The sequence below is a fragment of the Flagellimonas hadalis genome (assembly GCF_007785775.2).
GTDB classification, from domain to species: domain Bacteria; phylum Bacteroidota; class Bacteroidia; order Flavobacteriales; family Flavobacteriaceae; genus Flagellimonas; species Flagellimonas hadalis.
Genome location: NZ_VNIK02000001.1, coordinates 591300 through 610709, shown reverse-complemented (window position 1 = coordinate 610709; position 19410 = coordinate 591300). Strand labels below are relative to the sequence as shown.

The following is a 19410-nucleotide window of genomic DNA, read 5'->3' as shown; positions in this document are numbered from 1 at the left end:
TCTTTAGCGGTTAAATGTAAGCAGATTTGTTTAATTTGGACTTCAATCAAAAAACTTAACGAATGGGAAAGCTGTTCTGCCTTATGGCACTGTTGATTTTGGGTGTTTCCGTACAGGCCCAAGTATCCGATGCCTCCAATGCAACTTCAAAAGAAGAGGTAAAGAAAGTGATAGAGACCTTTTTTGAAGGTTTCCATAAACAAGATTCCACCATCATCAATTCCACTGTGGCCGATCAAGTGGTGCTCCAGACCACCGGAAGGAATCCCCAAGGAAAAACTTTGTTTCGGACAGAGGAATTTTCAAAGTTCATCCATTCGATTGTCAATATTCCGGACAGCATCCAGTTTGAAGAGAAGTTGACTTCGTTTTCCATCCAAGTGGATCGCACCATGGCCAATGCATGGGTGGGGTATGAGTTTTGGCTCAACGGCAATTTCAGTCATTGCGGCATCAATTCGTTCCAACTTGTCAATTTTGACGGGGAATGGAAGATCATCTACCTTATCGATACCAGAGGTAAGGAAGGCTGTTTGGATTAACAATCACTCAAGAAGACGCCCACTGCCAAGCCTCCCTCGGAAGTTTCCTTGTATTTGGAACTCATGTCCTTTGCGGTCTCCCACATGGTATTGACCACCTTGTCCAAGGGCACTTTTGCCTCCTTGGGGTCGCTGTCCAGCGCAAGTTCCGCAGCATTGATGGCCTTGATGGCCCCCATGGCGTTCCGTTCGATACAGGGCACCTGCACCAATCCTCCAATCGGGTCACAGGTAAGTCCCAAATGGTGTTCCATGGCAATCTCTGCGGCCATGAGCACCTGTTCGGGGGTTCCGCCCATGAGTTCGGTCAATCCCGCTGCGGCCATGGCCGATGACACTCCTATTTCTGCCTGGCACCCTCCCATGGCCGCGGATATGGTGGCCCCTTTTTTGAAAATACTACCTACCTCACTGGCCACCAACAAAAACTGTCGGACATCATCAAAGTTTGCATCGTGGTTCTCGATGACCATATAATACATCAACACAGCGGGAATGACCCCGGCGCTCCCGTTGGTGGGCGCGGTCACCACACGCCCAAGGGAAGCGTTCACTTCATTGACGCTGAGGGCGAAGCAGCTCACCCATTTGATGATCTGTCGGAACTTTACCTCCGTCTCCCGGATGCTTTCCAGCCATTCCTGCGGATTGGAGTAGGGGATGTCCCCCTTGAGTTTTTGGTGCATTTCAAAGGCCCTTCGCTTCACGTTCAGGCCTCCGGGCAGTTTCCCTTCGGTGTGGCAGCCCACATACATGCTTTCCAACATGGTGTTCCAAATGCGTTGGAGACCTTCATCGATTTCCGCTTCTGTCCGTAGCGAAAGTTCGTTTGCCATCACGATTTCTGAAATGCGTTTATTTTCCGATTCACAATAATGCAGAAGCTCACTGCCTGTTTGTACCGGGAAGGGAAAACTTTTGAAGGTTTCCTTGTTCTCTTTGGAGTTGATGAGTTCTTCTTTCACCACAAACCCGCCCCCTATGGAATAGTAGGTTTCTGAAACGGTATTTCCATTCGTCAATTTGGCCTCAAACCGGATGCCGTTGGCATGGAAGGGCAAAAATTCCTTTTTGAAGACAATGTCTTTCCCAAAATGGAAAGGGATGTTGCGTTCACCGGAAAGATTCAGAAGGTTTTCTGCCTTCACCCTGTCAATACTTCCTGAAATACTGTCAATGGGAACCGTTTGTGGATCGGTGCCCATCAACCCCATGACCACGGCAACATCTGTGGCATGCCCTTTTCCGGTGAGGGAGAGGGAGCCATACAGGAAAACGGAAATGGCTTCTACGTTATTAAAAAGTTGTTGCTCCTTCAGTTCACCGATCCAACGCTCTGCTGCACGCCAAGGTCCAAGGGTGTGCGAACTGGAAGGCCCCACCCCAATCTTGAGCATATCGAACACACTGATACATTCCATAGTTTGGATTATGGTTTCAAATATAGGAAGCTAAGGGAAATAAATTGAGAATATCCGATTAAGGACACGTATATTTTTCGGTATGATCGATCACACATTATTTTAAAGGACTCTTACTGAAGATTTTTCAATTTGCTGACACCTTGTCATATTCTCGGTCATGGCATAATCATTGACACTTCATGACCAAGGACAAGAAAATAATTTTTAAACAGATATAACTTTTAGATACGATGAGCAAAATTATAGGTATAGACTTGGGTACGACCAACTCCTGCGTCTCTGTAATGGAAGGTAACGAACCTGTGGTGATCCCCAATGCAGAGGGAAAGCGCACAACCCCATCCATGATCGCGTTTGTGGAAGGCGGAGAGATTAAGGTCGGTGACCCTGCAAAAAGACAGGCGGTGACCAACCCCCATAAGACCATTTATTCCATTAAGCGGTTCATGGGGAACAAGTATTCCGAGTCGCAAAAGGAAGCGGAAAGGGTGCCTTACAAAGTGGTAAAAGGCGACAACGATACCCCTAGGGTGGATATCGATGGTCGTTTGTACACCCCACAAGAGCTTTCGGCCATGATTCTTCAAAAAATGAAGAAAACTGCCGAGGATTACTTAGGACAAGACGTGACTAGGGCGGTCATCACCGTTCCAGCATATTTTAACGATTCGCAACGTCAAGCCACCAAGGAAGCCGGTGAGATTGCTGGACTGACCGTGGAGCGAATCATCAACGAACCGACCGCAGCCTCTTTGGCCTATGGTCTGGATAAGAAGGACAAGGACCAAAAAATTGTGGTATTTGACTTTGGTGGAGGTACGCACGACGTTTCCATCCTAGAGTTGGGTGACGGTGTGTTCGAAGTACTGGCCACAGACGGGGATACCCACTTGGGCGGTGACGATGTGGACCAAAAGATCATCGATTGGTTGGCAGAGGAGTTCAAGAAAGATGAGGACATGGACCTTCGCAAGGATCCCATGGCTCTTCAACGTTTGAGGGAAGCTGCCGAAAAGGCCAAGATCGAATTGTCATCTTCTGCACAGACAGAGATCAACCTACCTTATGTAACGGCGACTGCTTCAGGGCCCAAGCACTTGGTAAGGACCTTGTCAAGGGCCAAGTTTGAGCAATTGATCGCCGATTTGGTCAAAAGGACCATTGAGCCCTGTGAAAAAGCATTGAAATCTGCCGGACTTTCCAAGAGCGATATCGATGAGATTATCCTGGTAGGTGGTTCCACCCGTATTCCTGCGGTACAGGAAGCGGTTGAGAAATTCTTCGGAAAAAAGCCATCCAAAGGGGTAAACCCAGATGAGGTAGTGGCCGTAGGTGCCGCTATCCAAGGAGGGGTATTGACCGGGGATGTGAAAGATGTACTCTTGTTGGATGTTACCCCACTTTCTTTGGGTATCGAGACCATGGGCGGTGTAATGACCAAATTGATCGAGTCCAACACCACCATTCCAACAAAGAAATCGCAAGTGTTCTCCACTGCGGCGGACAATCAACCTTCGGTGGAAATCCACGTATTGCAAGGAGAGCGCCCTATGGCAGCGGACAACAAAACCATCGGTAGGTTCCACTTGGACGGTATTCCACCGGCACCAAGGGGTACGCCTCAGATTGAAGTGACCTTCGATATCGATGCCAATGGTATCATCAAGGTTTCTGCAACGGACAAAGCCACGAACAAGACCCAAGATATCCGTATCGAGGCATCTTCTGGTTTGACCGAGGAAGAAATCAAAAAGATGAAGGCCGAAGCCGAGGCCAATGCCGAAGCGGACAAAAAAGCGAAGGAAACCGCCGATAAGTTGAACGAGGCCGACGGCATGATCTTCCAGACTGAAAAGCAGTTGAAGGAGTTTGGCGATAAATTGTCCGATGACAAGAAAAAGCCAATTGAAGATGCTCTGGAAGAATTGAAAAAGGCTTATGAGAGCAAGGATTTGGCGGTCATTGAGCCTGCGTTGAACAAAATCAACGAAGCCTGGAAAGTCGCTTCCGAGGAAATGTACAAGGCTCAAGCCGATGCGGCGCAGGCCAACGGTGCAGCAGGTGCTTCTGCCGGAGCGGATAGCGCAGCAGGAGGCGGAGCCAAGGAAGGCGATAATGTGGAAGACGTTGACTTCGAGGAAGTGAAATAATTTCTCCCATATCAAATAATCAAAAAAGGCCCCGACATTTTATGTCGGGGCCTTTTGCTTTTGTTCAAAATACAGATCTAAGCCGCATTGAGTTGGCGAATCTCCATTTCCTTTAACTTTTGCAAAGCTTCCGATTTGGAGTTCACATTCAGTTTGACGTAAATGTTCTGGATGTGGAAATTCACCGCGCTGGGCGTTACACAGAGCCTATCGGCAATCATCTTGTAGGTAAAACCTTGGGTGAGCAATTCTATGATCTGGTTTTCCTTTCGGGAGAACGACTCAAAGCTCTTCGTCTGGAACGAGTTGATGATCTTTTTGGCTACATCGTGCTCCAAGGCCACACCATGTAGGTGCAAGGCTTCCAAAGCATTGAAAAACCTTTCCTTGGAGAGGGGTTTGATCAGGTAGCCCGAAGCTCCTTTCTTAAAGGCCTCCTTGATGAGCTTGAAATCATTTTTTTTGCTCATCATCAGTACTTTGAGATCTTCATTTTTCTTCAGAAAGTAATCCAGGCCATCTATTCCAGAGATGCCGTTGAGCTGTGCCTCACAGATAATAATGTCCGGGTGTGTGCGGCCGAAACTGGAGAGCAGCCCTTGTACCGATTTGTAGACTCCATGGAGTTCATACCCGACATGTTCGCTGAAATAAAGCCGATAAATAGGGTCGAGTGCCTCATCGTTGTCGATGATGGCAATTTTTAATGCATTTGTTTTCATGATAAGAAAGATTTGGGGGGATTGATAACTTTTACATTTTTCTTTGAATTTAGAGGTTTGCCATAGGGCATAAAGAGCCCGTTCCACAGTTTGAAAGGGTTGGAAAAAGGGTGCAATATGCCGATCCATGCTCTTGAACGACCAAAAACATGTGCAATACAGACCCATTCCTAGACTTTCAGTCCGGGTGAGATCCAAAGGATCAGGTCAAAAAATAAAGTTTAGAAGAGGTAGGTTGCCTTCTTAAAATGAAGGATCCAAATGAGGTTTAGGGATGCCTTTTTTCCGAGAGTTGTAGTTTTTTTTCATGACTAATAGATTTGGGATTGTATTATTTCAAGAGTTAAAGTATAATTTTTTTGCATTGCATAGAATTTTTTGTAGTGCTTTTCGTTCAAATGCACTTGCTTGTACCCTCCTCAAAGTCCAGAATGAAGGCTGATATGAAAAGAATAAGTTTGTAATTGGCTGTTTGTCAAACTATAAACAAAAAAAATAGGATGCTTTTGAGAGCATCCTATTCTTGGTGAAAAAATCGGTCAGATTGAAATAATACAACCCGCTTTCTATGATAGACTGTCAGTTCCCCCTGTCTTTCTTATCATGGTCATGAGTGTTTCGAATTCTCGGCTATGAAACGCATCAGTTGACACTTTACCAGGTAGTTGACCGATTTTTAGTCATTATATTTTTATTTGTCCTCGAAGGAGGTATCTGTGTATTTGTATTCAGAACCTACATTCATTGCCGTTTGAAGGTCCATGTCCCTTTGAGCAATATCCTTATAATCATCTTGTTTTTCAGGACGTCCGTAGGCCACCGTGTATTGGGATATGGTGTTGTTGAAGCCTCTGTTGGACACTACCAACCCCAATTTCTTTTCTGGGCTAAGTTGGATGGCATAGTCATCGCTGTCGCTGTTGATGTGGTTACCGAGGTTAACGGAAGGGGTAAGGGTGTTCTGTACCACTTGGGTGGCATACAGGTCCAATCCACCGTAACCATCGCGTCCTTCGGAAGCGAAGAAGAGCAAGGTACCGTTGTAGATGTTGGGGTAGAGTTCGTCCTCTTTGGTGTTCACTTTTGGGCCTAGGTTCTTGGAGACACCAAGACTGCCATCTTTATTGATGTCGGCCACATAAATGTCATATTTGCCATAACTGCCTTTCATGTTCGAGGCAAAGAACAGTCGCTTTCCATCATCGGAAACAGTGGGGTGCTTGGCGGAGTAGTGCTGGGGACAGACATCCATTTTGGTGATATTGGTCCATTTACCGTTGATGTATTCCGTGCGGTAGATCTCGTGGATCAATTCTTTTTTGGAGAACACCCCATATAGTGGTTTCTGATAGGTGGCCTTGCTGAAGTAGGCAATTTTTCCATCCTGGGTGACAGACATGGAGGGTACATAACCATCTACGGTGGAAACACCTCCGTTTATGTTCTCATCTATCATTTCTTTTGCCATTTGCCCAAAAGTGTTTTGGGTGGCAAGAATCATTCCTGAAACAAGTAGGCTGTAAATTGTAGATCGTGTCATGATGTATAGATTTGGGGGTTAATACATGACAAAGATCAAAAAGAAACCAAGCAAATACTTATCAATTTTTCATAGGTTTTGACTTTTAACGACTAAAAAGTGTATTTCATCGAATAAATTTGAGTCTTTTAATAGGCGAATGAACTCAAAAATACCAGTAAACGAACTTTTTGCACCGATGGACGACTGAAAACTAGATCCATAACAAAGTCCAAATCTGGGAAGGCTATCCTCGCCATAAATCGGTCAAATTCGATTAAATTAGCCATTTCGATAAACGCCAAAACAAATAGTTTGGTACATTTTACAGCCACTATCCTGAACATATGAACATTACCATAGAGAACATCATCCTTATTGGCTCTGTATTGCTTTTGATCAGCATCATTGCCGGTAAGACCAGCTATCGTTTTGGGGTTCCCACCCTGTTATTGTTCTTGACCATAGGGATGTTGGCGGGATCGGACGGCATTGGCGGCATCTATTTTGACAATCCCAAGATTGCCCAGTTTGTGGGCGTGGTTTCCTTGAACTTCATCCTGTTTTCTGGAGGGCTGGACACCAACTGGCAATCGGTGAAGCCCGTGCTCAAGGAGGGGGTGGCCCTTTCCACTTTGGGGGTTTTGCTCACGGCCGTGGGTTTGGGCTATTTTGTGTATTTGATCACCGATTTTGGGCTGTATGAAAGTTTATTGTTGGGCGCCATTGTGTCCTCCACGGATGCGGCAGCGGTGTTTTCCATATTAAGGGGAAAGAACCTTGCCCTCAAAAAGAACCTGAGACCGACATTGGAACTGGAGAGCGGAAGTAACGACCCCATGGCCTATGTGCTGACCATCGCTTTCCTGTCATTGGTGCAAGAACCTGATAAAAGTATCCTTTCCGTTCTGCCCCTGTTTTTTATGCAAATGGTGATCGGAGGTATTGCAGGGTTTCTCTTCGGGAAGCTGAGCAAGATCATCATCAACCGTATCCAGTTGGATTTTGAAGGACTCTATCCCGTTCTGACCATCGCCCTCATGTTCATCACGTTTTCGGCGACCGACTTCGTGGGGGGTAACGGATTTTTGGCCATATACATCTGCTCGGTATATCTGGGGAACCAGAACCTGATACACAAAAAGACCATCATGCGGATGTTCGATGGTCTGGCCTGGCTGATGCAGATAGCCCTCTTCTTGACATTGGGCCTATTGGTCTTTCCTACGCAAATTGTACCTTTTATAGGAATAGGGTTGATGATCTCCCTCTTTTTGATCTTTGTGGCCCGTCCAGTGGCAGTGCTCATCTCGTTGTTGCCCTTCCGGATGAAGTTAAGGCGCAGGTTCTACATTTCCTGGGTAGGGTTGAGGGGTGCCGTGCCCATCGTTTTTGCCACCTATCCGCTCTTGGCAGGCATAGACAAGGCCGATATGATATTCAATATCGTGTTCTTCGTGTCATTGACTTCTGTGCTTATACAGGGCAGCACGTTGTCCCTAGTGGCCAAATGGCTCCATGTGGGCCTACCGGAAAAGGCAAAACCCCTATCGCCCACGGATGAACTTCTCACGGAACATCCCAAGGCCATCATGAAGGAGATTGCCATACAAGAAGGTTGTCCCACGGTGGGGTTGAAGATCGTGAACCTGAACTTTCCGAAGAAGGCCATCATCGCCATGATAGAACGCGATGGAAATTACCTTACTCCCAATGGCTCAACGGAACTGCAGGCAAACGACAGGCTGGTGGTGCTCACGGACAAACCCGAGATATTGGAGAAGGTCTATGAGTCCCTTTCCTTGTCGGGGGCCAATGTGGCCGAAGGATAAATTTGTCGGTTAACCGATGCGTGTTCCGTTTTCCACACTTCTTTCGGGTTGGATGAGGGTCACTTCACCATTGTCGCCCACGCCGCCCAAGACCAGGCACTCACTCATCATGTTGGCAATCTGTTTTGGCGGAAAGTTGACCACGGCCACTACCTGTTTTCCGATGAGTTCGTCAGGTTGGTAAAGTTTGGTGATCTGTGCAGAGGTCTTTCGCTGGCCCAAAGGGCCAAAATCGATGAGCATTTTGTAAGCGGGGTTCCGTACCTCTTCAAACGTCTCGGCCGACAGGATGGTACCCACTACCATTTCCACTTTCATAAAATCGCTCCAGGTCAAATTATCAGACATTGTATTTTTTTTGAGGGATTAAAAATAACCTCAATTTGACAAAACCGCTATCCTAATGTGGGATTATCTTTTGAAGAAAGGAATCTGTCCACGTTGTATCCAGGCCAAAGCCGAGCAACACACAAAAGTGATCAGGGCCAGGATGAACAAGGTGCCACCATCATCCTGAACGACCACCCCAAGCGTGGTGATGTGGGAGAAAAGGGCACCTGCCATGATTCCCATTCCCAGCAGCGCACCGATCCAAGTGGTCCGGGGAACGAGGAGGAGCACTGCGGTAATGAGTTCCAAAACACCCAACCCGATGCGTCCATAAGGTTCCAATCCCAATGTCTTGAAAATGAACACCGATTCCGGGGCGGCGGTAAACTTAAAATACAATGTTTGCAGAAGAATGATTGCGGGAACGATCCGGAGCAGGGCTGAGGCAATTCGTTTGGTTTTCATGAAGAAAGTGTGTGATTATCCCGATTGGTCGTAAAATAGACCTTCACATAACTTCGAGGCTTTTAAATGATTTTACCGGTTTTTATGAAAAGAAGAAGATCCGTAAATCATTAATTTTACAGGATGAGATCCGTGTTCCCCTTAGTAGTGCTCCTAGCCTTTTTGATGGACGGCTGTTCAAAGCCACACCCAATCTCGGGTACTATCGACCTTTCCCACGGGAGTGAATGGCGACCAAAGATATATCTTCTCCAACCCGGGAAATGGAGTGATGTGGGCCAAAGTTTTGTGGCCCGTGCTTTGGATTCGGCCGTTGTGGGCAAGGATGGCTATTTTAGTTTTTCCGGATTGCCCCATATGGAAAATCCCACATTGTTGGAATTGGCTGTTCAAAAAAGAGGAGTGGGCTTTGCCAATCTGTTGGAGAACGAAGACCCCCGCACTGACAATTACGTTCCCTTGGTTTGGAAGACAGGGGAGCGAATAACAATAAAGGCAAGCATCGATGAGTTTCAGGCCAGCTTGTCCATGGAATCCCCGTCAGAAACAAATAAAGAGATATTGCGGTTACGGGATTTAAGATTACGGGCTTTTGATGAATACAAGGAAAGTTCCTCCAATGTCAGTGACGCAGATGAAGCACTGTTGGACCGGGAAGGGAAGTTGCTCGATTACCAGACTGAACTGATGGATTTTGCCAACAGTACTGAAGAGCTATTGGCCGCACTGTTGGCCATCAGATGGGTGAGTCCCGAAGGGGATTACGAACGGGTTGCCGAATTTTTGTTTGCGCAGGCCCAAGAATGGGGTGCATTGTATCCCGATCATCCCTTGGTGCAAGAATTGGTTCTAAAAGCGGACAAGGCTAATTTGCCCATTTTGATGGGCGATTTGATGCCGAGTTTGGAATTCCCCATGAGAAGTGGGGAAACTTTGCTTTTGGGAGAGGTGTTGAAAGGGGAAAAACTGCTTCTTTTGGATGTTTGGGCCTCTTGGTGCGCCCCCTGCCGTATCGAGAACCGAAATGTGCTGCTTCCTCTTTGGGAAAAGTACCGCCCCAATGGCTTCCAGATACTTGCCTATGGATTGGAAAGCAACGAAAAAGCATGGGTAAATGCCATGGAACGTGACGGGGTCGACAGATGGTTGCACGCCTCCCATTTGTTGGGCGACCAAAATCCGTTGATGGATGCCCTGCGGTTGAGAACCATTCCTGCCAACTTTCTACTGGACACTGAGGGTAGGGTGCTGGCCAAAAACTTACATGGGACGCAACTTATCCACTTTGTGGATACCTATATGACAGGACCTGCTAAAGAATGAACAAGTGGTTCTGCAACCTAAAAACAAAAGCCCCTTAAAAAGGGGCTTTTCATTTGCTTTTGCGGAGAAAGAGGGATTCGAACCCCCGGAGGTGTGACCCTCAACAGTTTTCAAGACTGCCGCATTCGACCACTCTGCCATTTCTCCCAATGCGGGTGCAAATATAACAACCTTTTTAATTCTGAGAAAAAACCGACGACTTTATTTTTGTCAAGGTCAATTGAACAATACCCATTACTTTTGTCCATATGCTTGAATGGTATCACTATTTGCTTTTGGTGGCGGTAGGTTTTGCAGTGGGCTTCATCAATACAGTGGCTGGCGGTGGATCGCTACTTTCCTTGCCGACGCTCATTTTTTTAGGTTTGCCCGCAGCCGTGGCCAATGGTACCAACAGGGTGGCCATTGTGGTACAGACCGCTATGTCCACGGCCGGTTTCAAGAGCAAGGGCGTATCCACCTATCCTTTTAATGTATATCTCGGGTTTGCCTCCTTTTTGGGTTCCATCATTGGTGCCTATATTGCAGTGGACATCAACGGGGAGACCTTCAACAGGATTTTGTCCATGGTGATGTTGGCAGTGGTCATCATCATCATTTTCAAGCCCAAGATGCGGGCAGAAGATATGGAAGAAAGGCTCACGGGAAAGTATCTTTGGGTAAGTGTCGTGGTGTTTTTCCTTTTCGGCATCTATGGCGGGTTCATCAATGCAGGACTTGGTTTTTTGATGATGCTGTACACCCACTATGTCAACCGAATGAATTTGGTGCGCTCCAATGCCACCAAAGTAGTGGTCGTGTTCATTTACATGTTGTCCGCCTTGGCGGTTTTTGCCCTGAATGACAAAGTCAACTGGAAAATGGGGCTTATTTTGGCCATTGGCAATGGATCGGGGGCTTGGGTGGCAAGTCGGTTCTCTGTTCAGAAAGGAGATGGGTTCATCAAGACCTTTCTGGTAGTGGTAGTTGTCATTATGGCGGTTAAACTATGGTTTTTTGATCAATAAATATTTAGAGAATGCCTGGATTTGAATTTTTTGGAGATAAGGAAAGAAAGGAAGTACAAGATGTATTGGACTCAGGAGTGTTGATGCGCTATGGTTTCGACGGCATGCGGAACGGACACTGGAAGGCCGAGCAGCTCGAAAGCGCCCTTGCCAAAAGAATGCAAGTGCAACATGCCCATTTGGTGAGCAGCGGCACGGCGGCGTTGACAGTGGCCCTGGCCAGTGCCGGAGTGGGGGCAGGGGACGAGGTGATCATGCCCACATTCACCTTTGTGGCCAGTTTCGAGTCCATTTTGGCACTTGGGGCCGTTCCTGTTTTAGTGGACATCGATGAGACCTTGACCCTAAATCCATCCGCTGTGGAAAAGGCCATAACGCCGAGGACCAAGGTGGTCATGCCCGTTCACATGTGCGGTTCCATGGCCAATTTGGATGCCCTGAAAGTCATTTGTGACAGACACGGCCTGTTGTTGCTTGAAGATGCCTGCCAGGCCATCGGCGGGAGCTATAAGGGTAAGCCGTTGGGAAGCATTGGGGATCTGGGCTGCTTTTCCTTTGACTATGTCAAGACAATTACTTGTGGCGAGGGAGGCGCCATCATTACCAACAATAAAGATTACTACGAAAATGCCCATAAATACTCCGATCATGGGCATGACCATATCGGGAAGGATAGAGGAGCGGAGCAACATCCTTTTTTGGGATACAATTTCCGGATTTCCGAAATGAACGCGGCAGTCGGTTTGGCCCAACTGTCCCGATTGGACGAATTTCTTTCCATCCAAAAAAGGAACTATTCCATTTTGAGGGATGCCCTGTCACAAATCCCTGAAATCGTGTTCCGAAGTGTGCCTGATGGTGGGGAAGAGAACTATTCGTTCCTCAGTTTTTTCCTTCCTTCAGAAGAAAAGGCGCAAAAGGCCCACAAGGCACTGGGAGAAAATGGTGTCGATGCCTGTTTCTATTGGTACAACAACAATTGGCATTACTACAAAAAGTGGGAACACCTCACCCAACTGAAATCGCTGGGCCAACTGCCAAAAGAAGTGAAGGAAAGCCTTCCTGACTATTCCAAGGCCGACTTTTCGGAATCGGACCATTGGATGGGCAGGACCATTTCCTGTTTGGTCAAACTGGGATGGACCGAAGCAGAAGTAGCGGATAGGGCCCAAAGAATGGTGGAGGCCATTAAAAAGGTTCTCTAGTCGGGTAAAAGTTCAAGCTCAAGTTTCAAGTGCCAAATTCCAAACCTGAAATTCCAAATTCCATTGAACCAGTAAGCAGTAAGCAGTAAGCAGTTTCCAATAATTATATAACAGAACAACCAAAGTCTATCCTCTATGGTCCATGTTCTTTGGTCTCTTCGGACATCAAGCATCAAATGTCAAATCATAATGATTCGGCGGACAGTAACCCAATAACTAAATATCCAAGTAACCGAATGGACAATCAATAATTCACGTATTCCACAATCTCAAGACCGTAACCCACCATTCCCACGCGACGGGTCTGACCGGAATTGCTCAACAAGCGGATCTTGGAAATGTTGAGGTCGTGCAGGATTTGTGCACCGATGCCAAAGTCTTTGGCATCCATATCAATTTTTGGGGCCTTGTGGATGCTCTGGGCCTGGAGTTTCTTCAATTCTGACAAGCGGCTCAAGAGATTGGTGGACTGATTGCCTTGGTTGATAAAGATCATGGCACCTTTTTCCTCGGCATTGAGCACATCGAACATCCGCTGCAACGCTTCATCCGGATTGTTGGTCAAGGTACCCAGCATATCGTTGTTCACCAAAGTGGAATTGATTCGGGTAAGAACCGGTTCGCCAGATTTCCAACTTCCCTTTACCAAGGCAATATGCACCTGATCGTTCGTGGTCTGCTGATAGGCGCGTAGCCTGAAATCACCAAAACGGGTCTTGATGTCAAAGGCTTCCTTGAGTTCTATCAAACTGTCGTGCTCCATACGGTAGGCAATCAGGTCCTCGATGGAAACGATCTTTAGGTCAAACTTTTTGGCCACTTTTAGGAGCTCGGGCAAACGTGCCATGGTCCCGTCCTCGTTCAGGATCTCTACCAAGATCCCTGCAGGTTCCAGTCCGGCCAATCGGGCGAAATCTATGGCGGCCTCGGTATGCCCGGTACGTCTCAATACCCCTCCGTTCTTGGCCCTGAGAGGGAAAATATGTCCAGGTTTCCCCAATTCATGGGGCTTGGTATCCTTGTCCACGAGAGCTTTGATGGTCTTGGCCCTGTCGTGTACGGATATGCCCGTGGTGCACCCATGTCCCAACAGGTCCACGGATACGGTAAACTGGGTCTGGTGCAGTACGGTGTTGTTCTGCACCATCATGTTCAGTTGTAGTTCTTCACATCGGCTTTCGGTCAATGGGGCACAGATGAGTCCCCGACCGTGCATGGCCATGAAATTGATCATTTCCGGGGTGACCTTTTCGGCAGCTGCAATGAAATCGCCTTCGTTCTCCCTGTTTTCATCATCCACCACTATGATGACCTTTCCCTGACGGATGTCCTCAATGGCTTCTTCTATGGCGTGCAGTTGTATTTTTTTATCCTTGGCGACCATCATTCTTCAGAATCTTTTTTCTTCTTTTTAAATATCGATTTTATGCGGTCAAAAATATGACCAAGCCCGAACAGTCCCTTGTCGGCCGTGGCCCTTTTGGTGAGCGAAACGCCCAAGGGCAACATGATCAGGGTGGACAGCCAGGCTCCTATGGCAGGGTGTATGTTGCCTTCCTTGGCATAGTTCCCTGCAAATACCCCTATGAAATAATAGGTCAAAAATAAGACAATGGCAATGACCATGGGCAATCCAAGCCCTCCTTTCCGGATGATGGCACCCAACGGGGCCCCCACGAAGAATAGGATGATGCAGGAAAGTGCGAGTGCATATTTTTGGTGGAGCGACAGGATATGGCTGTTGTAGAACTTGTACCTGCTCTGCAGTTCGTCCTTTTTGGCCGTTACGGTGCTCATGATGCCCGAAACGGAATTCTTGGCGTTCTTTACCACCTGTAGCCGTTGCCACTCCTCAAGATGGTCCAATAGGCCTTCAATGTCCTTGATGGAATCCTTTTGGATCTCTTTCTTCTTCTGTTCCTCTGTTTGGATGAGTTCCAGTTTGGGGCTTTCTGCCTTTTGGAGATTTTTTTTGGGAAGTATTGGAAAAGCGCCCATACGGTTGACGATGTTCTTTGAAAAGGCCTCCACCTTTTCGAGATTGTTTTCGCGGAGGGAGTCGATATCCTTGATCAATCGGCTCACATTCTTCATCTTGTTGGTGGTAATGTTCTGGTCCTCCTCCATGTCCTGATCGTTCAGTTCGGAGATGTCGATGTTGATGGTATAAGTCTTGAAGTCCGCTTTGGCAAACGGTTTCTTACGCTGCTCCTTTGGGTCCTTGGAAACCAGTTCCTCGTAATAGTTGCCATCTTTCAACACCAATTGGATGATGTCGGACTCCTCACTGCTGATGAGTTCGCCAGACTTGGCCTTGATTACGGTGTTGTTGATGTTCTGGTCGGTTTTTCTATGGATGATCACATTGTCCAAAAACCGGTCTTGTTCCCCATATTTTTTGTCCACCTTGATGTTCATGCCCGCACCAGTGCCTTCAAAATCACTGAAAACTCCTTCGGTGATGGCCGCTGCCGGTTTGACCTTGGCAATGTTCCTCCTTAGGTTGAACATTTTCTGTTCGGATTTGGGTATCACATTGTTCGCAAAGAAAAAAGTGACCACGCCCAAAAACAGCACAAAAACAATAAGGCTACGCATGCCGCGCTGCAATGAGATGCCGGAAGCCTTCATGGCCGCAAACTCATAATTTTCGGCAAAGGTGCCAAAAGTGAGAATGGAGGACAGCAGTACGGTCAAGGGGAGTACCTTGTCGATAAGGGTGGGTATAAAATAAAAAATGAACTTGGCAATGATGACAATGCCAAGCCCTTTTCCTGCCAAATCATCGATGAAAAGCCATATTCCCTGAAAAATGAATATGACAATCAGAATGAAGAAGGAACTGAAAAAATTGTATAGAAACCTTTTTAATATATACTGGTCTAGTATTTTCAATGTCTAGTTTCTTGTGATATAATACCCTTTGTCCTCGTATTTTTTCTCGTTAAAGGTAAACATAGCCCCCGAAATGGGTTGGTCGGTTTTGAAAGAATTAACGGTAATGGTGGTCTTTGTGCCATTGTTCCCCGTTTGGATGAGCTTGTAGATGTGCTTGGTCTGCGTGTCGATGCCCAACAATATCGATTTGATCTCGGTATTGGAGTCGATTGGGGTCAACTTCACATATTGGATTTTCCGGCCACCCACATTTTGTTCAATGTCCCATTGGTAGTTGTGCCCCGTCTTGTAGAAGGTGAGCATTTTTGATGGGCTCACATTGTCGTCCTCCTCGTTCACGTCCTCAATGGTGACTTCCTCGTTCTCGGGAACGATGGTATATACCTTTTTGCCATCGTAGAGCTGTTGTGCGCCCAGGTAGTTCAAAACGTATTTTTCACCACTTAGGGTAACGTTGCCGTTGGTGTCCTGTTTCAGGTCGGCCTCTGTATTTTCAATGGTGGACTGAAAATCGATATAGATGTTCTTGTAGGACTTCACCTTGTTGTACACTTCGTCCAAAAGCGCCTTGGCCTTATCCGAACCCTGTCCGTATGAAAAAACTGCCGAAGCAAAAAGTGCGATAAAAAGGATATGTTTCTTGATCATGGTCTTATTTTGATTCATTTTCTAAAAATTGTTCCAAAGAATAAATATCTGGGATCAACACTTGCCGCGCCTTGCTGCCCTCGAAGGGGCCCACAATTCCGGCCGCCTCCAATTGATCGATGATCCTTCCGGCCCTGTTGTATCCCAATTTTAATTTCCGTTGGATCAGGGATGCCGAACCTTGCTGGGCCGTAACGATCACCTCAGCGGCCTCGCGGAACATATCATCCCTTTCCGAAATATCATAATCAATACCTGTGCCAGAATCTTCACCGACATACTCGGGAAGCAAATGGGCTTCGGGATAGGCACGTTGGGAACCGATATACTCTGTGATCTTGCCCACCTCGGGCGTGTCCACAAAGGCACACTGCAAACGGGTGACATCGTTCCCTTGTGTGTAGAGCATGTCCCCACGGCCGATAAGCTGATCGGCGCCCTGGGCGTCCAAAATGGTGCGGGAGTCTATTTTTGAGGTCACTCGGAAAGCTATCCTGGCCGGGAAGTTGGCCTTGATGATCCCCGTGATCACGTTCACCGAAGGTCTTTGCGTGGCAATGATCAAGTGTATGCCAATGGCCCGTGCCAACTGTGCCAATCTGGCAATGGGCGTTTCCACTTCCTTGCCCGCTGTCATGATAAGGTCGGCAAACTCATCGATCACCAAGACGATATAGGGCAGAAACTTGTGTCCGTCATTGGGGTTGAGCTTCCGCGCCTTGAATTTTACATTGTATTCCTTGATGTTACGCACCATGGCCGTTTTCAACAGCTCGTAGCGGTTGTCCATTTCAATACAGAGCGAGTTCAGCGTATTGATGACCTTGGTGTTGTCCGTTATGATGGCCTCGTCCGAGTCGGGCAGTTTGGCCAAAAAGTGGCGCTCGATTTTATTGTAGAGGGTAAGTTCCACTTTTTTGGGATCCACAAAGATGAACTTTACCTCAGCCGGGTGCTTTTTATAGAGCAGGGAGGTGATCACCGCGTTCAATCCCACGGACTTACCCTGACCCGTGGCACCCGCCATGAGCAAGTGGGGCATTTTGGCAAGGTCCACCACAAAGGTTTCATTGCTGATGGTCTTCCCGAAGGCAATGGGCAGCTCCATTTCCGCTTTCTGGAACTTGTTGGAGGCGATGACCGACCTCATTGAGACCACGGTGGCCTTTTTGTTGGGCACTTCGATACCCACTGTTCCCTTTCCGGGTATGGGGGCGATGATCCGAATACCCAGTGCCGCCAAGGAGAGGGCGATATCGTCCTCAAGATTTTTGATCTTGGAAATACGGATTCCCGCTTCGGGCACTATCTCATAAAGGGTCACCGTTGGGCCGATGGTGGCCTTGATCTGCGCAATGCCGATCTTGTAGTTTTTCAGGGTGCTGACAATACGGTTCTTGTTCTCCTCCAGTTCTTCCTGGTTGATGGTGATACCACCTGATGCTCCATGGTCATCCAGTAGTTCCATGGGAGGGAACTTATAATTTCCAAGTTCCAATTTGGGGTCAAACTCCCCAAAATCCTTGACCAGTTTGGCTGCTTTTACCTCGGTTTCCTCTTCCACTGGGGTTTCTTCCACGGTCAGGTCAATATCGGACTCCTCCTCTTCTGGAAGGTTGACATCGAGTCCTGCTGCGGTCTGGAGTGGGGGAATGTCCTTTTTGTGGGTATAGGTGTCCACCTTTTCCGGTGCAGGGTCGTCCATCTTCAATTCGATACCCCCATCTTCATGCTCTATGTATGTTTCTTCATCGGGGTTTGTTTCCGTTCCTTGAAAATCGGATTTTATCTTTTCCCTTTGGGAACGGAAGAAATTGGCAAAGCCTTCCGGGGTAAAGTTGAACAACCGTACCAAAATCACCATCAACACGAACAACAATATCAGGAACACCCCAATTTTGCCCGTATAGTCCTGAAGGAAATCGTTCATCTCGAAACCAATGAGTCCACCCAAAAGGGGGAAATCGGCAGCGAAAAAGCCCAATGCAACGGACAGCCAAATAACGCCCGTGAGTCCCCATACCCATTTCCCGATAAGCCCTTTGGCCTCCAATCCCAAAAAGAGGTAGAGTCCTGTTACAGCCAACAACAAAGGAAAAGCGAAGGAAGCGAGCCCAAAACCTTGGTACATGAAAAAATGGCTCACACTGGCCCCGAACTTGTTCAGCAGGTTGCTGGCCTCTGCGTTCCGGTTCGCGAATTCGGACAGCATGCTCTGGTCTTCCTGCCATGTAAAATAGAACGACATGAAGGAGAAGAAGAGCGCAATGCTGAGAACGATCAAAAGACTTCCAAAAATAATCTTGTTCTGCTTGGAGGGCCTAAGCGAGATTTTCTTCTTGGTAGTTGCAGTCTTGGATTTTGATGTGGTCCTTTTCTTTGCCATCAATGGTTTTTAATTCGGGGCTAAGTTACAAATTTACGTACTCCAACATTCCTTGGACGTTTTTATAGCAGCTTGGGGATATAGATGATGAGTCCGATGATGCTGGCAATGACGGACACGATCATCACGGCCCCAGCCGAAATATCTTTGACCAAACCGATTTTTGGGTCCCTTTGGGGCTGGATGTAGTCCGATAGTTTTTCAATGGCAGTGTTGACTCCCTCTACTCCCATGACCATCCCGATGGACAATAATTGTACGATCCATTCGGTACTGGAGATTTCGAAAAAGAACCCAGCGGCCGTCATCAAAAGTGCGATAAAAAACTGGATCTTGATGCTGGCCTCCGTCCTCAGGAGCAGGAACATGCCCTTTAGTGCATAGCCCACACTGCGGATCCTGTTCTTCAAGAAAGATTCCCTAGGCATCCATCAACGCTTCAAGCGCAGCTTTGTAGTTGGGTTCGTCCACCGTTTCGGAAACCTGCTCGGAATGGATCACCTTGCCGTTTTCGTCCAATACCACAACGGATCGGGACAACAACCCTTGCAATGGGCCATCCACAAACGTCACATTATATGATGTGCCAAAATTACCGTCCCTGAAATCGGAAAGGGTCTCCACTTTGTCTATGCCTTCGGCTCCACAGAAACGGGCTTGGGCAAATGGAAGGTCTTTGGAGATGCACAATATTTTGGTATTGTCCAATTCTGCGGCCTCTTGGTTGAACTGACGGACCGACTGTGCGCAGGTCCCGGTGTCCACACTGGGGAAAATATTGAGTACCAACTTTTGTCCTTTGTAATCCGAAAGGGATACGGTGGAAAGGTCGTTCTTTACCAACTTAAAGTCAGGGGCTTGGGAACCATTTTCAGGAAGGTTGCCAAGTGTGTGTATTTGATTTCCTTTGAGGGTGACTGTTGCCATGATCTATTTTTTGTTTGAGGGTCAAAAATACT

Annotated in this window: 17 protein-coding genes and 1 tRNA gene; 6 read left to right on the top strand and 12 right to left on the bottom strand. The window is 47.3% G+C overall.

Annotated features, from left to right (window positions below; all coding sequences use genetic code 11):
- Nucleotides 1–62 precede the first annotated feature (62 nt).
- Entirely contained in the window at nt 63–542 is a 480-nt protein-coding gene (locus tag FOT42_RS02630; protein ID WP_226789775.1) for a nuclear transport factor 2 family protein, read from the top strand.
- Here the strand turns inward: FOT42_RS02630 and FOT42_RS02625 are convergent.
- The gene (locus tag FOT42_RS02625; protein WP_151889013.1) at nt 539–1963 is read right to left on the bottom strand and encodes an L-serine ammonia-lyase; all 1425 of its coding nucleotides are present in this window, start codon (nt 1961–1963) and stop codon (nt 539–541) included. The two genes, FOT42_RS02630 and FOT42_RS02625, sit on opposite strands and share 4 nt — an antisense overlap.
- Before the next feature lie 233 nt (nt 1964–2196).
- On the opposite strand from FOT42_RS02625, the gene dnaK reads away from it, so the two are divergent.
- Nucleotides 2197–4116 carry a molecular chaperone DnaK gene (gene dnaK, locus FOT42_RS02620; protein WP_151889012.1) on the top strand — a complete coding sequence of 640 codons (1920 nt, stop codon included), beginning with the start codon at nt 2197–2199 and terminating at the stop codon, nt 4114–4116.
- A gap of 77 nt (nt 4117–4193) precedes the next feature.
- On the opposite strand, the gene FOT42_RS02615 is transcribed toward dnaK, so the two are convergent.
- Together FOT42_RS02615 and FOT42_RS02610 are read right to left on the bottom strand one after the other, a co-directional pair.
- Entirely contained in the window at nt 4194–4838 is a 645-nt protein-coding gene (locus FOT42_RS02615) for a response regulator transcription factor (RefSeq protein WP_151889011.1), read from the bottom strand.
- Nucleotides 4839–5529: 691 nt separating this feature from the next.
- The gene (locus FOT42_RS02610) at nt 5530–6378 is read right to left on the bottom strand and encodes a TolB-like translocation protein (protein WP_151889010.1); all 849 of its coding nucleotides are present in this window, start codon (nt 6376–6378) and stop codon (nt 5530–5532) included.
- A 326-nt stretch (nt 6379–6704) separates the two neighbouring features.
- On the opposite strand from FOT42_RS02610, the gene FOT42_RS02605 reads away from it, so the two are divergent.
- Entirely contained in the window at nt 6705–8189 is a 1485-nt protein-coding gene (locus FOT42_RS02605) for a potassium/proton antiporter (RefSeq protein WP_151889009.1), read from the top strand.
- 9 nt (nt 8190–8198) lie between these two features.
- Here FOT42_RS02605 and FOT42_RS02600 read toward each other — a convergent pair whose 3' ends face one another.
- Both FOT42_RS02600 and FOT42_RS02595 read right to left on the bottom strand, forming a co-directional pair.
- A complete protein-coding gene (locus tag FOT42_RS02600) occupies nt 8199–8537 on the bottom strand; it encodes a tRNA-binding protein (protein WP_151889008.1) in 339 nt (112 codons plus the stop codon).
- Between the two features lie 63 nt (nt 8538–8600).
- Nucleotides 8601–8984 (bottom strand): DoxX family protein, encoded by a 384-nt coding sequence (locus FOT42_RS02595; protein ID WP_151889007.1) that lies wholly within the window; start codon nt 8982–8984, stop codon nt 8601–8603.
- A gap of 123 nt (nt 8985–9107) precedes the next feature.
- On the opposite strand from FOT42_RS02595, the gene FOT42_RS02590 reads away from it, so the two are divergent.
- Nucleotides 9108–10307: a TlpA family protein disulfide reductase gene (locus FOT42_RS02590; protein WP_151889006.1), complete on the top strand. Its 1200-nt coding sequence runs from the start codon at nt 9108–9110 to the stop codon at nt 10305–10307.
- A gap of 62 nt (nt 10308–10369) precedes the next feature.
- Here FOT42_RS02590 and FOT42_RS02585 read toward each other — a convergent pair.
- Nucleotides 10370–10454: transfer RNA gene (locus FOT42_RS02585), tRNA-Ser, on the bottom strand.
- A gap of 101 nt (nt 10455–10555) precedes the next feature.
- Here FOT42_RS02585 and FOT42_RS02580 point away from each other — a divergent pair.
- Nucleotides 10556–11314, top strand: a complete 759-nt coding sequence (locus FOT42_RS02580; protein WP_151889005.1) for a sulfite exporter TauE/SafE family protein — start codon at nt 10556–10558, stop codon at nt 11312–11314.
- An 11-nt stretch (nt 11315–11325) separates the two neighbouring features.
- Nucleotides 11326–12519 carry a DegT/DnrJ/EryC1/StrS family aminotransferase gene (locus FOT42_RS02575; RefSeq protein ID WP_151889004.1) on the top strand — a complete coding sequence of 398 codons (1194 nt, stop codon included), beginning with the start codon at nt 11326–11328 and terminating at the stop codon, nt 12517–12519.
- Between the two features lie 244 nt (nt 12520–12763).
- On the opposite strand, the gene ribB is transcribed toward FOT42_RS02575, so the two are convergent.
- From ribB to tpx, 6 genes are all read right to left on the bottom strand, one after another.
- Nucleotides 12764–13903, bottom strand: a complete 1140-nt coding sequence (ribB, locus tag FOT42_RS02570; RefSeq protein WP_151889316.1) for a 3,4-dihydroxy-2-butanone-4-phosphate synthase — start codon at nt 13901–13903, stop codon at nt 12764–12766.
- Entirely contained in the window at nt 13903–15414 is a 1512-nt protein-coding gene (locus FOT42_RS02565) for an LptF/LptG family permease (protein WP_151889003.1), read from the bottom strand. The genes ribB and FOT42_RS02565 overlap by 1 nt, the downstream gene beginning before the upstream one ends.
- A gap of 3 nt (nt 15415–15417) precedes the next feature.
- Nucleotides 15418–16065: an outer membrane lipoprotein periplasmic chaperone LolA1 gene (gene lolA1 / locus FOT42_RS02560; RefSeq protein ID WP_151889002.1), complete on the bottom strand. Its 648-nt coding sequence runs from the start codon at nt 16063–16065 to the stop codon at nt 15418–15420.
- A 4-nt stretch (nt 16066–16069) separates the two neighbouring features.
- A complete protein-coding gene (locus FOT42_RS02555; protein ID WP_151889001.1) occupies nt 16070–18451 on the bottom strand; it encodes a DNA translocase FtsK in 2382 nt (793 codons plus the stop codon).
- 62 nt (nt 18452–18513) lie between these two features.
- Nucleotides 18514–18879, bottom strand: coding sequence for a diacylglycerol kinase (locus FOT42_RS02550; protein ID WP_151889000.1), 366 nt, complete (start codon nt 18877–18879; stop codon nt 18514–18516).
- Nucleotides 18872–19378, bottom strand: a complete 507-nt coding sequence (gene tpx, locus FOT42_RS02545; protein ID WP_151888999.1) for a thiol peroxidase — start codon at nt 19376–19378, stop codon at nt 18872–18874. The genes FOT42_RS02550 and tpx overlap by 8 nt, the downstream gene beginning before the upstream one ends.
- Between the last annotated feature and the right edge of the window lie 32 nt (nt 19379–19410).

Coding starts and splice junctions, on each gene's coding strand:
- FOT42_RS02550 (WP_151889000.1), bottom strand. CDS start 18,879: ATGCCTAGGGAATCTTTCTTGAAGAACAGGATCCGCAGTGTGGGCTAT.
- tpx (WP_151888999.1), bottom strand. CDS start 19,378: ATGGCAACAGTCACCCTCAAAGGAAATCAAATACACACACTTGGCAAC.
- FOT42_RS02610 (WP_151889010.1), bottom strand. CDS start 6,378: ATGACACGATCTACAATTTACAGCCTACTTGTTTCAGGAATGATTCTT.
- FOT42_RS02575 (WP_151889004.1), top strand. CDS start 11,326: ATGCCTGGATTTGAATTTTTTGGAGATAAGGAAAGAAAGGAAGTACAA.
- FOT42_RS02630 (WP_226789775.1), top strand. CDS start 63: ATGGGAAAGCTGTTCTGCCTTATGGCACTGTTGATTTTGGGTGTTTCC.
- ribB (WP_151889316.1), bottom strand. CDS start 13,903: ATGGTCGCCAAGGATAAAAAAATACAACTGCACGCCATAGAAGAAGCC.
- FOT42_RS02600 (WP_151889008.1), bottom strand. CDS start 8,537: ATGTCTGATAATTTGACCTGGAGCGATTTTATGAAAGTGGAAATGGTA.
- FOT42_RS02605 (WP_151889009.1), top strand. CDS start 6,705: ATGAACATTACCATAGAGAACATCATCCTTATTGGCTCTGTATTGCTT.
- FOT42_RS02555 (WP_151889001.1), bottom strand. CDS start 18,451: ATGGCAAAGAAAAGGACCACATCAAAATCCAAGACTGCAACTACCAAG.
- FOT42_RS02625 (WP_151889013.1), bottom strand. CDS start 1,963: ATGGAATGTATCAGTGTGTTCGATATGCTCAAGATTGGGGTGGGGCCT.
- FOT42_RS02580 (WP_151889005.1), top strand. CDS start 10,556: ATGCTTGAATGGTATCACTATTTGCTTTTGGTGGCGGTAGGTTTTGCA.
- dnaK (WP_151889012.1), top strand. CDS start 2,197: ATGAGCAAAATTATAGGTATAGACTTGGGTACGACCAACTCCTGCGTC.
- FOT42_RS02590 (WP_151889006.1), top strand. CDS start 9,108: ATGAGATCCGTGTTCCCCTTAGTAGTGCTCCTAGCCTTTTTGATGGAC.
- lolA1 (WP_151889002.1), bottom strand. CDS start 16,065: ATGATCAAGAAACATATCCTTTTTATCGCACTTTTTGCTTCGGCAGTT.
- FOT42_RS02595 (WP_151889007.1), bottom strand. CDS start 8,984: ATGAAAACCAAACGAATTGCCTCAGCCCTGCTCCGGATCGTTCCCGCA.
- FOT42_RS02615 (WP_151889011.1), bottom strand. CDS start 4,838: ATGAAAACAAATGCATTAAAAATTGCCATCATCGACAACGATGAGGCA.